At 61.8% G+C, this 12,167-nt stretch carries 12 protein-coding genes; all 12 read right to left on the bottom strand.

Annotation, left to right across the window (positions count from 1 at the left end; translation table 11 throughout):
- Positions 1–25 precede the first annotated feature (25 nt).
- The 12 genes from MesoLj_RS36335 to MesoLj_RS21330 all read right to left on the bottom strand — a co-directional run bounded on the left by MesoLj_RS36335 (position 26) and on the right by MesoLj_RS21330 (position 12,163).
- A complete protein-coding gene (locus MesoLj_RS36335) occupies positions 26–178 on the bottom strand; it encodes a hypothetical protein (protein WP_244735119.1) in 153 nt (50 codons plus the stop codon).
- A gap of 10 nt (positions 179–188) precedes the next feature.
- Positions 189–503 carry a DUF6882 domain-containing protein gene (locus tag MesoLj_RS21380; RefSeq protein WP_244735118.1) on the bottom strand — a complete coding sequence of 105 codons (315 nt, stop codon included), beginning with the start codon at positions 501–503 and terminating at the stop codon, positions 189–191.
- A 32-nt stretch (positions 504–535) separates the two neighbouring features.
- Entirely contained in the window at positions 536–2,029 is a 1,494-nt protein-coding gene (glpK, locus tag MesoLj_RS21375; protein ID WP_202322277.1) for a glycerol kinase GlpK, read from the bottom strand.
- A 92-nt stretch (positions 2,030–2,121) separates the two neighbouring features.
- Positions 2,122–3,846: an ABC transporter substrate-binding protein gene (locus MesoLj_RS21370; RefSeq protein ID WP_202322275.1), complete on the bottom strand. Its 1,725-nt coding sequence runs from the start codon at positions 3,844–3,846 to the stop codon at positions 2,122–2,124.
- Between the two features lie 79 nt (positions 3,847–3,925).
- On the bottom strand, positions 3,926–4,213 hold the full coding sequence (locus tag MesoLj_RS21365; protein ID WP_056576880.1) for a DUF2160 domain-containing protein: 288 nt from the start codon (positions 4,211–4,213) through the stop codon (positions 3,926–3,928).
- 2 nt (positions 4,214–4,215) lie between these two features.
- A complete protein-coding gene (locus MesoLj_RS21360) occupies positions 4,216–5,136 on the bottom strand; it encodes a carbohydrate ABC transporter permease (protein ID WP_056576877.1) in 921 nt (306 codons plus the stop codon).
- A 1-nt stretch (position 5,137) separates the two neighbouring features.
- On the bottom strand, positions 5,138–6,004 hold the full coding sequence (locus tag MesoLj_RS21355) for a carbohydrate ABC transporter permease (protein WP_140773467.1): 867 nt from the start codon (positions 6,002–6,004) through the stop codon (positions 5,138–5,140).
- A complete protein-coding gene (locus MesoLj_RS21350) occupies positions 6,005–7,072 on the bottom strand; it encodes an ABC transporter ATP-binding protein (RefSeq protein WP_140773465.1) in 1,068 nt (355 codons plus the stop codon).
- Positions 7,073–7,082: 10 nt separating this feature from the next.
- Positions 7,083–8,162, bottom strand: coding sequence for an ABC transporter ATP-binding protein (locus MesoLj_RS21345; RefSeq protein WP_202322273.1), 1,080 nt, complete (start codon positions 8,160–8,162; stop codon positions 7,083–7,085).
- 41 nt (positions 8,163–8,203) lie between these two features.
- Entirely contained in the window at positions 8,204–9,730 is a 1,527-nt protein-coding gene (glpD, locus tag MesoLj_RS21340; protein ID WP_202322271.1) for a glycerol-3-phosphate dehydrogenase, read from the bottom strand.
- A 125-nt stretch (positions 9,731–9,855) separates the two neighbouring features.
- Positions 9,856–10,623, bottom strand: a complete 768-nt coding sequence (locus MesoLj_RS21335; protein WP_027044602.1) for a DeoR/GlpR family DNA-binding transcription regulator — start codon at positions 10,621–10,623, stop codon at positions 9,856–9,858.
- 118 nt (positions 10,624–10,741) lie between these two features.
- The gene (locus MesoLj_RS21330) at positions 10,742–12,163 is read right to left on the bottom strand and encodes a pyridoxal phosphate-dependent decarboxylase family protein (RefSeq protein ID WP_202322269.1); all 1,422 of its coding nucleotides are present in this window, start codon (positions 12,161–12,163) and stop codon (positions 10,742–10,744) included.
- Between the last annotated feature and the right edge of the window lie 4 nt (positions 12,164–12,167).

The following is a 12,167-nucleotide window of genomic DNA, read 5'->3' as shown; positions in this document are numbered from 1 at the left end:
CCCGATCGGCGGAATGAAGTTCCTGTCAGCTGGCCCAGCCTGCGCTTTTGAAGATCAGATAAAGACCGCCCCCTTCCCCGCGCGGAGAGCGGTAAGCACCGAGTGCTTCGCAGACACGCACCATCGCTGCTGTCAGTTCCCAGCCGAGCGCTTCCAGATCATCTTTCGTGTCGATCACATAGGCCTGCTCAAGTTCGGCGATATCGTTCTTCTCCCCGAAAGGAACGAACCCGCTTGGCATCGCCGAGAAGGTTGTCGGGCAGGTTCGAATTCGACCAGGCCCAAAGCCAGTTACCAGCCTTGGCGCCCGTCGAGCCTGCAATCTGAATCTCGGTGACGACTTTTACGACACCCTGGTCCGAGAACAGAAGCCTGCCGGTCGTCAGGTCGTAGTCATAGCGCGGCCAGTGACCGAGGCGGAACTCCTTCTCCAAACGGGCATTCTTGGCGCGTAGCTGTTCAAAAGCCTCGTCACGCCAAGCGGGATACCAGTCTGGCTGCATGCCCCCACCTTCAGCTCATTCCGTGGTGACCGTTATGGCACGCTCAACGTCCTGCGCACAGCATCGCGCCAGCCCGCCAGCTTCGCGGACCGCATGGAATTGTCCATCTCCGGCTTGAAACGCCGCTCCAGTGCCCAGCTTTTCGCGAACTCCTTCGCCTTCGGCCAGACCCCTGCCTTGGAGCCGGCGAGCCAGGCCGCACCCAGCGCGGTCGTCTCGAGGATGGTCGGGCGGTCGACCGGCGCGTCGAGAATGTCGGCCAGGCGCTGCATCGTCCAGTCCGACGCCACCATGCCGCCGTCGACCCGGAGAACTGTTTTGACCGAAGTCCCCTTCCAGTCCTTGCGCATGGCGTCGAGCAGGTCACGGGTCTGGTAGGCGACGGATTCGAGTGCAGCGCGCGCAAATTCCGCCGGGCCGGAATTGCGCGTCAGCCCGAAGATGGCGCCGCGCGCGTCGGCGTCCCAATGCGGCGCGCCAAGACCGACGAAAGCCGGCACCAGGTAGACATTCTGCGTCGGGTCGGCCTCGGCAGCCAGTTGCCCGCTATGCTCGGCCTTACCGATCACCTTGATACCGTCGCGCAGCCATTGCACGGCCGCCCCGGCAATGAAGATCGAACCCTCCAGCGCGTAGGTGGTCTTGCCGTTCAGCCGATAGGCAATGGTGGTCAAAAGCCGGTTCTTCGAACGCACCAGATCGCTGCCGGTGTTGAGCAGCGCAAAACAGCCGGTTCCATAGGTGGATTTCATCATGCCGGGCTCGAAGCAAGCCTGGCCGATGGTCGCGGCATGCTGGTCGCCTGCAACACCGAGGATTCTTATCTCGGCGCCAAACAGATTTTTCTCGGTCGCTCCATAGTCATCGGCGCAATCCTTGACCTCAGGCAGCATTTTCGCCGGGATGTTGAGAATGGCCAGCAACTCGTCGTCCCAGGCGTTTTCCGCGATGTTGTAGACCAGCGTGCGCGACGCGTTGGTGGCGTCTGTGGCGTGGACCTTGCCACCGGTCAGCCGCCAGATCAGAAAACTGTCGATGGTGCCGGCCAGCAACTCGCCCTTCTCGGCGCGTTTCCTGGCGCCCTTCACCTTGTCGAGCATCCAGGCGATCTTGGTGCCAGAAAAATAGGGATCGAGCAGCAGCCCGGTCTTGCGTGTGAATTTCTTCTCCAGGCCCTGCTTCTTCAGTTTCTGGCACAGCGGCGCGGTGCGGCGGTCCTGCCAGACGATCGCATTGTGGATCGGCTTGCCTGTCGCCCTGTCCCAGATGACGACGGTCTCGCGCTGGTTGGTGATACCGATAGCGGCAACGTCGGATGCCTCACGGTCAGCGGCCTTCAGCGCGGCCTTCACGGTCGTCACGACACTCACCCAGATCTCCTCCGGGTCATGCTCGACCCAGCCGGAGGCAGGATAGTGCTGGGTGAATTCCTTCTGTCCACTGCCCACGACTTTCATCTGGCCATCGAACAGGATCGCCCGGGTCGACGTCGTTCCCTGGTCGATTGCCAGCACAAAACCGTTCATTCCAGCGTCCTCCGCCTTGACACAAAGAAGGGAGACGGCAACGCGCCGCCTCCCCCAATTTCACACGGGCGCGAACGCCCGCATAGACAGTCCTATTTCTGCCAGCTCTTGACCAGTTCGTCGTAATTGATGGTCTGCGGCTTTTCCTTCTCGTTCTCGATCTTCAGCTGAGGAGCGAGATTACCGGCCTTGACCGCGTCGGCGTTCCAATAGGCGAGATCATGTTCCTCGGCGAGCTTCGGCCCGATGTCACCCTGGACGCCGGACTTCTCGATGCGGCCCATGACCTTTTCCTGCTCGGCGCAGAGCGAGTCCATCGCTTCCTGGGCCGACTTGGCACCAGAAGAAGCGTCACCGATCGCCTGCCACCACAGCTGTGCCAGCTTCGGATAGTCCGGCACGTTGGTACCGGTCGGCGACCACTGCACGCGAGCCGGCGAGCGGTAGAACTCGATCAGGCCGCCGAGCTTCGGCGCACGTTCGGTGAAGCTCTTGTCGTGGATGGTGGAGTCGCGGATGAAGGTGAGGCCGACATGGCTCTTCTTCACGTCCACGGTCTTCGAGGTCACGAACTGGGCGTAGAGCCAGGCCGCCTTCGCCCGGTCTTCCGGCGTCGACTTCATCAGCGTCCAGGAACCGACGTCCTGGTAGCCAAGCTTCATGCCGTCCTTCCAGTAGACGCCATGCGGCGACGGCGCCATGCGCCACTTCGGCGTACCATCGTCATTCATCACCGGCAGGCCGGGCTTGACCATGTCGGCGGTGAAGGCGGTGTACCAGAAGATCTGCTGGGCGATGTTGCCCTGCGCCGGCACCGGACCCGATTCGGAGAAGGTCATGCCTTGCGCTTCCTGCGGCGCGTAGGCCTTCAGCCAGTCGAGGTATTTCTGGATCGAATAGACCGCCGCCGGGCCATTGGTGTCGCCGCCGCGCGCCGTGCAGGAGCCGACCGGCTGCGATTTCTCATTGACCTTGATGCCCCATTCGTCGACCGGCAGGCCGTTCGGGATGCCCTTGTCGCCGTTACCGGCCATCGACAGCCAGGCGTCGGTGAAGCGCCAGCCCAGCGACGGATCCTTCTTGCCGTAGTCCATGTGGCCATAGACCTTCTTGCCGCCGACATCGCGGCCGGTGAAGAATTCGGCAATGTCCTCATAGGCCGACCAGTTGACCGGCACGCCGAGGTCATAGCCGTACTTGGCCTTGAAATCGGCCTTGTTCTTCTCGTCGTTGAACCAATCGTAGCGGAACCAGTAGAGGTTGGCGAACTGCTGGTCGGGAAGCTGGTACAGCTTCTTGTCCGGCGCGGTGGTGAAGGAGGAGCCGATGAAGTCCTTCAGGTCGAGGCCCGGATTTGTGACATCCTTGCCTTCATTGGCCATCCAGTCGGTCAGGTTGCGCACCTGCTGATAGCGCCAGTGGGTGCCGATCAGGTCGGAATCGTTGACCCAGCCGTCATAGAGGTTCTGGCCGGTCTGCATCTGGGTCTGGATCTTCTCGACGACGTCGCCCTCCTGAATGACGTCATGCGTGACCTTGATACCGGTGATGGCGGCAAAAGCCGGAGCCAGCACCTGCGACTCATACTGGTGTGTCGTCAGCGTTTCCGACACGACCTTGATTTCCATGCCGGCAAACGGCTTGGCGGCGTCGATAAACCACTGCATCTCGGATTCTTGATCGGCGCGTGATAGGGACGAAAGGTCGCCTATCTCCTTGTCCAGAAAGGCTTTTGCCTCATCCATACCGGCATAGGCGTTGCCCACGCCGAGCAATAGCGCAAGGGCAGTCGTTGATGTTAGGAATTGCCGTCGCATTGTGTTTCCTCCACTTTTCAAGGTTCAAGTGCGATCTGGAGCGGTCGCCAGCACGCGGCCGCTCCAACAGTTTCCCCCTCTATACGTAGCGGAACACGCCGATGGCGTAGACCACGGAGAGAGCGAGAGCCCACCACAGGCTGGGCCCAATCAGACCCAGCCAAGCGAGATGGATAAAGGCGCTGCCAAGCAGCGAAACGAAGAGGCGATCGCCGCGCGTCGTCTCGAAGCGCAGCACGCCGACACGCGGGTTGCCGCCTGGCGACGCGTATTCCCAGACCCCCATGCCGACCAGCAGCAGCGCGATGACGATAAAGAAGGCGGCCGTAGGCCAGGTCCACGCCATCCAGGAGAAGTCGAGATTCATGGTCAGACCCTCCCCAGGGCGAAGCCCTTGGCGATGTAGTTGCGCACGAACCAGATCACGAGCGCGCCGGGGATCAGCGTCAGCACGCCCGCGGCGGCCAGCAGCCCCCAGTCCATGCCCGATGCCGACACTGTGCGGGTCATGGTCGCCGCGATCGGCTTGGCGTCGGTCGTGGTCAGTGTGCGGGCGATCAGCAGTTCGACCCACGAGAACATAAAGCAGAAGAAGCAGGCGACACCGATGCCGCTGGCGATCAGCGGCATGAAGATCTTGATGAAGAAGCGCGGGAAGGAATAGCCGTCAATATAGGCGGTCTCGTCGATTTCCTTCGGCACGCCCGACATGAAGCCTTCGAGAATCCACACCGCCAGTGGCACGTTGAACAGGCAGTGCGCAAGCGCCACCGCAATATGCGTGTCGATCAGGCCGAAGGCGGAATAGAGCTGGAAGAAGGGCAGCGCGAACACCGCCGGCGGCGCCATGCGGTTGGTCAGAAGCCAGAAGAACAGATGCTTGTCACCAAGGAAGCGATAGCGCGAGAAGGCGTAGGCCGCAGGCAAGGCCACGGACACCGAGATCACCATATTCATGACGACATAGGTGATCGAATTGATATAGCCGGAATACCAGGCCTTCTGCGTGAAGATCGTGACATAGTTGGCGATGGTTGGCGCATGCGGATAGAGCGTCAGCGAGTTGACGATCTCCGCATTGGTCTTGAAGCTCATATTGATGAGCCAGTAGATCGGCAACAGCAGCACGAAGATGTAGAGCGTCGGCACGATCCACCACCAGCGCGATTCCTCGCCGCGGCGGCGCATGCGCCTGTCGAGCTCGCTCTGCGACAGCGAACTGGCGAGACCCTCCGCGGCGGCGGCCCCGTTCATCGCATTGCGCTCGGTTCGTTCATTGGCGCCGGCCATCTCAGCGCTCCGCGTCGTAATTGGTCATCACGGTGTAGAACACCCATGACAACAACAGGATGATGAGGAAGTAGACCAGCGACATGGCGGCCGCCGGACCGAGGTCGAATTGGCCAAGCGCCGTCTTGACCAGGTCGATCGACAGGAACGTCGTCGAGTTGCCCGGGCCGCCGCCAGTGACGACGAAGGGCTCGGTGTAGATCATGAAACTGTCCATGAAGCGCAGCAGCACGGCGATCAAAAGCACCCGCTGCATCTTCGGCAACTGTATGTAGCGGAACACCGCCCAGCGCGAGGCGCCGTCGATCTTGGCCGCCTGGTAGAAGGCGTCCGGGATCGAGACCAGGCCGGCATAGCAGAGCAGCACGACGAGGCTCGTCCAGTGCCAGACATCCATGATGATGATCGTCACCCAGGCGTCGAATGGATCCTGCACGTAGTTGTAGTCGATGCCGAGCGCATTGAGGTAATAGCCGAGCAGGCCGATATCATTGCGCCCGAACACCTGCCAGATGGTGCCGACGACGTTCCACGGGATCAGCAGCGGCAGCGCCATCAGCACCAGGCAGACCGGCACCCCCCAGCCCTTCTTCGGCATGTTGAGCGCGATGAAGATGCCGAGCGGCACCTGGATGGCGAGGATGATGAAGGAGAAGATGAGGTTGCGGCTCATCGCCTCCCAGAAGCGGCTGGAATGGAGCAGTTCCTCGAACCACTCGGTGCCGGCCCAGAAGAAGACGTTGTTGCCGAACGTGTCCTGCACCGAATAATTGACGACGGTCATCAGCGGGATGACGGCCGAGAACGCCACCAGCACCAGCACCGGCAGCACCAGGAACCAGGCCTTGTTGTTCCAGGTCTTGTCCATCTATGCCCCCATCTCGACACGCCAGGAATCGGCATAGATGTTGATGCCCGCAGGCTCGAACCGCACCTTCGGTTCGGCCGGAACGGCCTCGTCCTCGCCGATGACGGCGGCGATGTCGCGCCCCTCCAGTTTGGCGCGCACCACCTTGTGGCGGCCCAGATCCTCGACCTTGCTGATTGAAACAGCCATGCCGTCGCGGCCGAGACGCACATATTCGGGACGGATGCCGAGTTCGACGGCACCGCCGGCCGCCTTGGGTGCGCCCGGCAATTCGATCCGCTGGGAGCCGAGCGTCGCCGTCCTGCCGTCGATCGCCACCGGCATGACGTTCATGCCGGGCGAGCCGATGAAATAGCCGACAAAAGTGTGGCGCGGCCGCTCGAAGAGCTCCGCCGGCGTTCCGATCTGGACGATACCGCCGTCATACATGACCACGACCTGGTCGGCGAAGGTCAGCGCCTCGGTCTGGTCATGGGTGACGTAGACCATGGTGTAGCCGAAGCGGCGATGAAGCAGCTTCAATTGCGAGCGCAGCACCCACTTCATGTGCGGGTCGATGACGGTCAGCGGCTCGTCGAACAGGATGGCGTTGACATCTGAGCGCACCAGCCCGCGGCCAAGCGAGATCTTCTGCTTCTGGTCGGCGGTCAGGCCCCTCGCCTTCTTCTTCGCCCACGACGCCAGGTCGATCATCTCCAGCGTCTCGCGCACCTTGCGGTCGACATCGGCCTCCGGCACGCCGCGATTGCGCAGCGGGAAGGCCAGATTGTCATAGACGGTCATGGTGTCGTAGATGACCGGGAACTGGAACACCTGCGCGATGTTGCGCTCCTGCGTCGACAGATTGGTCACGTCCCTGCCGTTGAACAGCAACTGGCCGTGCGAGGGATGAAGCAGCCCCGAAATGATGTTGAGCAGCGTGGTCTTGCCGCAGCCGGACGGGCCGAGCAGCGCATAGGCGCCACCATCCTCGAAAGTGTGGTGCACTTCCCGCAGCGCGAAATCGGCATCCTTCCGCGGGTTCGGCAGGTAGGAATGCCTGACATGGTTGACGTCGATGCGCGCCATATCGTCCTCCTCAAGCCGCCAGCTTCGGCGCGGTCACGGCGCGGCCGTGCTCGTCGAAGACCATGATGTGACGCGGATCGATGAACACCTCGACCACCGCGTCGGTCTCGAAATCGCGAATGCCGTGGGTCAGCATCACCCAGCGCACATCGGCGAAATCGAGATGGATGAAACTCTCGGACCCGGTGATCTCGGTGATGGTGACCTTTGCCCGCACCGGCACCGCCGAGGCATTTGGCCGCTCGAGCGAAAGATGGTGCGGCTGGAAGCCGATCGTGTAGTTGCCGTCGGCGATGCCGACAAGTTCGGACGGCACCGGCAGCTTCACCCCGCCTTCGAGCAGGAAGTCGGCGCCTTTCTTGGCCAGCACGATGGTGTTGAGCGGCGGATCGGCGAAGGTCCTGGCCGTCACCAGGTCGACCGGCCTGCGGAAGACGTCGATTGTCGGCCCGAACTGGGTGATGCGGCCTTCCGATAGTGTTGCCGTGTTGCCGCCGAGCAGCAGCGCCTCGTGCGGCTCCGTGGTGGCATAGACGAAGATGGTGCCGGCGGCGGCGAAAATCCTCGGCAGTTCGGCTCGCAACTCCTCGCGCAGCTTGTAGTCGAGATTGGCCAGTGGTTCGTCGAGCAGCACCAGGCTGGCATTCTTGACGATGGCGCGCGCCAGCGCTGTGCGCTGCTGCTGGCCGCCCGACAGGTTGAGCGGTGTGCGGTCGAGATAGCGCGTCAGCTTGAGGAGTGCGGCGGCCTCGCGCACCTGGCTGTCGATCTTGCCCTGCTCGACGCCGGCCACCCTCAGCGGTGAGGCGATGTTCTCATAGACCGTCATCGCCGGATAGTTGATGAACTGCTGGTAGACCATGGCGATCTTGCGCTTCTGCACCGGTGTGCCGGTGACATCACGGCCATCGAACCAGACCGAACCGGAGGTCGGCGCATCGAGGCCGGCCATCAGCCGCATCAGGCTGGTCTTGCCGGAAAGCGTCGGCCCAAGCAGGACGTTGAGCGAGCCGTGCTGAAGGGTCAGCGACACGTCGTGTATGTGCTCCACCGCACCGACTGTCTTGGTGACGTTCCTCAGTTCAAGCATGACGCCTCCTCCCAGGCTTTCTGCATCAGCTCAAAATCTCCTCATTCGGCGGCCGCGACATGCCGGCGGCTTATGCCGCGCATGAATTCATCGAGGGCCGCGACCTGCTCGCGGGCGAGATGCAGGCCGCGCTTGGTCCGGCGCCACAGCACATCCTCTGCCGTGATGGCCCATTCGTTTTCAACGAGATAGCGAACCTCGGCCTCGTAGAGGTCGCCACCGAAATTGCGGCCGAGCTCGGCATTTGACTTGGCAAGTCCGAGCAGAACCTGAGCGCGCGTCCCGTAGAGCCGCGTCAGCCGCCGGGCGAGGCGCGCATCGAGGAACGGATAGGCAGCCTTCAGCTTGGCCACCTGCGCATCGAAACCGGTGGCCGGGAAATCCCCGCCCGGCAGCGGTGCATCCGACGTCCACGGCTTGCCGCGCTTGCCGAGAAAACCCTCGATCTTCTCCAGCATCGATTCCGACAGCCGGCGGTAGGTGGTGATCTTGCCGCCAAAGGCATTGACGAGCGGCGCAGCGCCCTCGCCGCCATCGGCCTTCAGCACGTAGTCGCGTGTTGCTTCCTGCGCCTTGGAGGCGCCGTCATCATAGAGCGGACGCACCGCCGAATAGGTCCAGACAATGTCCGTGCGCTTGACGGGTTGCGCGAAATACTCGCTGGCCGCGGCGCAGAGATAGTCGATCTCGGTATCACTGATCTTCACGTCGTGCGGATCGCCGGGATAGTCCCGGTCGGTGGTTCCGATCAGCGTGAACTCTTCCTCGTAGGGAATGGCGAAGATGATGCGGCCATCCTTGTTCTGGAAGAAATAGGCGCGCGGATCGTCGAATTTCTTGGCGATGACGATATGGCTGCCCTGCACGAGACGGACATTATGCACATCGTTCAAGCCGACGACGCCGGACAGCACGTGATCGACCCATGGTCCGGCGGCATTGACCAGCAGCCGGGCCTTGACCTCCTCGGTCTCGCCGTTCTGCAGATTCTCGATCTTGATTGTCCAAAGGTCGTCTTCGCGGTGCGCGCCGACAACCTTCGTACGGGTTCGAATCGTCGCGCCACGATCAGCGGCATCGCGTGCGTTGAGCGCCACCAGGCGCGCATCGTTCACCCAGCCGTCGGAATATTCGAAGGCCTTTTTGAACAGCGGCTTCAAGGGCTTGCCCGCCGGATCGCTCGCCATGTCGAGCGTCCTGGTCGCCGGCAGCAATTTGCGGCCGCCAATGTGGTCGTAAAGGAAAAGGCCGAGCCGGATCAGCCAGGCGGGCCGCAGGCCCTTGGCATAGGGCAGCACGAAGCGCATCGGCCAGATGATGTGCGGCGCGTTCTTCCACAGAACCTCACGCTCCATCAGCGCCTCGCGCACCAGGCGGAACTCATAGAATTCGAGATAACGCAGGCCGCCATGGATCAGCTTGGTCGAACCTGAGGAGGTTCCGGAGGCGAGGTCGTTCATCTCGGCGAGAAAAACCGAAAACCCGCGCCCAACGGCATCCCGGGCAATACCGCAGCCATTGATGCCGCCGCCGATTACGAAAATGTCCCGGACCGAAGTTGTGTCCACTTAACGCCTCCACGATTTCGCATTGCACCATTTTGGTCTTTTGCGAAACCGTGGCGGAATTATTTCGAACTGATAACGAATGTCAAACGAAATATCACGACACCGTGAGGGGGCCGTGACCAGCCTCAGCCAAGCGACGTCTCGATCAGCTGAACTTCGGCCTCCTGGCAGATCTTGCGCACCGATGCGATGTCGCAACGATCGGTGATGAAGGTGTTGACCTGTGACAGGTGGCCGATACGCACCGGCGCCGTGCGTTCGAACTTGGTCTGGTCGGAGACCAGGATGACGTGCCTGGCATTGGCAATGATCGCCTGCGCCACCTTCACCTCGCGAAAATCGAAATCCAGCAAGGCGCCATCATGGTCGATGGCCGAAGCGCCGATGACGGCGTAGTCGACCTTGAACTGCCGGATGAAATCGACCGCGGCTTCGCCGACGACGCCGCCGTCCGAGCCGCGCACGACCCCGCCCGCGATCACCACCTCGATCGAAGGATATATGCGCATCCTGTTGGCAACATTGATGTTATTGGTGATGACCATGAGGCCATTATGATCGAGCAAAGCCTTGCTGACCGCCTCCGTCGTGGTTCCGATGTTGATGAACAGCGAGGCATTGTCGGGAATCAGCCTTGCCGCGGCGCGGCCGATCGCTTCCTTCTCGTCCGCCGCGATCTTGCGCCTCGCCTCATACTCCATGTTCTCGATCCCGGAAGGGAACAAGGCACCGCCATGGATGCGCGAAAGCAGCCGCTGGTCGCAGAGATCGTTGAGATCCTTGCGAATGGTCTGCGGCGTCACATTGAAATGAGTGGCCAGGTCGTCGACCAGCACACGGCCATGGTCCTTGGCCATCTGGATGATCTCGGCATGGCGCGGAGACAGATACATAAGGCAAGCTCCCGTTTTCGTTTTTCCTGTCTATAGACGAAAGCGAAAGCCATGAAAAGGCATAAGCCGGCTAACAGAAATTACCTGATCACCAAGACAAAGCCGAAACGCAACGCCATCAAGGCTGGATCACGCCATTCCTGGCGATTTCGGTGATGATGGCAAAAGCCGCGTCGACGTCACCAGCGGTCGTTTCGAACTGGCCAACCTGGAACCGTATTGCCACCTGGCCGTCCACCCTCGTCTGCGTCAGGTAGATACGGCCATCGTCGTTGATCGCATTGACCAGTCGCAGATTATGCTCGTCGGCATCAGCACTTGAGGTCGTTTTGTGCCGGAACGAAAACAGCGACAGCATCGGTTCGCTGACGATTTCGAAATCCGGCTCTCCTGCCAGCCGTGCAGCAAGGCCTTCGCTCCAGGCGACATGGTTGCGAATCATGGCGCGCAGGTTCTTCAGTCCGTGTGCGCGCAGCAGGAACCACAATTTCAAGGCGCGGAAGCGCCGGCCGAGCGGCACCGACCATTCGGAATAGTTGATGATGCCGTCACGTCCGTGCGTCTTGAGGAATTCGGGCTTGATCGCCAGCGTGCGCACCAGGTCTTCCGGCTGCCGCAAGAACTGGATGGAGCAGTCGAACTGCGCGCCCAGCCATTTGTGCGGGTTGAAGACGACAGAATCCGCCTGTTCGGCGCCGGCCCAGAAATGACGAAACTCCGGGCAGATCATTGCCGACCCGGCCCAAGCGGCATCGACATGCAGATAGAGCCCATGCCGGCGCGCCACATCGGCGATAGCGGCGATATCGTCCGTGCCGCCGATGCTGGTTCCACCGACGCTGCCTATGATGCCGGCAGGCAGCATTCCAGCCGCACGATCAGCGACGATTGCCGCTTCCAGGGCTGTCGCATCCATGGAGCGGAAACGGCCGCTGACGGGAATGCGCACCAGATTGTCCTCGCCGATGCCCGAAACCCATATCGCGCGGTCGATCGAAGTATGCACCTGATCGGAGGAATAGACGCGCAGCCGTGCCTGGCCGGCCAATCCCTCTTTGTTGCCTTGCCAATCCAGCGCCCGCTCGCGCATGGTCAGCACCGCATTGAGTGTCGCCGACGAGGCCGAATCCTGGATCACGCCGGAGAACCCTTCGGGTAGGCCGAGTGCCTGGCGCATCCAGTCGACGGTGCGTGTTTCGAGTTCGGTCGCAGCCGGCGACGTCTGCCAAAGCATGCATTGCGCGGCCATCGCCGACACCAGATACTCGGCGACCACCGAGACCGGCGCCGCGTTGGCCGGGAAATAGGCGAAGAAGCGCGGATGCTGCCAATGCGTCATCCCCGGCACGATCTTCTCCTCGAAGTCGGCGAAGATCCTGTCCATCGGTTCGGCGTCTTCGGGCGGAGAGGCTTCGATGCTCCTGAAAATGTCGCCCGGATCGACCAGCGGCCGCACCGGCCGCTCGCGCAATGAATTGCGATAGTCGGCGCCCCAGTCGGCGGCACGCTGCGACCATTGCCGGAACTCGTTGTTGTTCATCCTG

It is taken from the genome of Mesorhizobium sp. 113-3-9 (assembly GCF_016756515.1).
Classification (GTDB): Bacteria; Pseudomonadota; Alphaproteobacteria; order Rhizobiales; family Rhizobiaceae; genus Mesorhizobium.
The sequence above is the reverse complement of the archived record's forward strand: the minus strand, read 5'-3'. Positions and strand labels throughout refer to the sequence as shown.

Bases quoted from the DNA above. Each gene is read 5' to 3' on its own strand.
- MesoLj_RS21380 (WP_244735118.1), bottom strand. From the start codon at position 503: ATGCAGCCAGACTGGTATCCCGCTTGGCGTGACGAGGCTTTTGAACAG.
- glpK (WP_202322277.1), bottom strand. From the start codon at position 2,029: ATGAACGGTTTTGTGCTGGCAATCGACCAGGGAACGACGTCGACCCGG.
- MesoLj_RS21370 (WP_202322275.1), bottom strand. From the start codon at position 3,846: ATGCGACGGCAATTCCTAACATCAACGACTGCCCTTGCGCTATTGCTC.
- MesoLj_RS21365 (WP_056576880.1), bottom strand. From the start codon at position 4,213: ATGAATCTCGACTTCTCCTGGATGGCGTGGACCTGGCCTACGGCCGCC.
- MesoLj_RS21360 (WP_056576877.1), bottom strand. From the start codon at position 5,136: ATGGCCGGCGCCAATGAACGAACCGAGCGCAATGCGATGAACGGGGCC.
- MesoLj_RS21355 (WP_140773467.1), bottom strand. From the start codon at position 6,004: ATGGACAAGACCTGGAACAACAAGGCCTGGTTCCTGGTGCTGCCGGTG.
- MesoLj_RS21350 (WP_140773465.1), bottom strand. From the start codon at position 7,072: ATGGCGCGCATCGACGTCAACCATGTCAGGCATTCCTACCTGCCGAAC.
- MesoLj_RS21345 (WP_202322273.1), bottom strand. From the start codon at position 8,162: ATGCTTGAACTGAGGAACGTCACCAAGACAGTCGGTGCGGTGGAGCAC.
- MesoLj_RS21335 (WP_027044602.1), bottom strand. From the start codon at position 10,623: ATGTATCTGTCTCCGCGCCATGCCGAGATCATCCAGATGGCCAAGGAC.
- MesoLj_RS21330 (WP_202322269.1), bottom strand. From the start codon at position 12,163: ATGAACAACAACGAGTTCCGGCAATGGTCGCAGCGTGCCGCCGACTGG.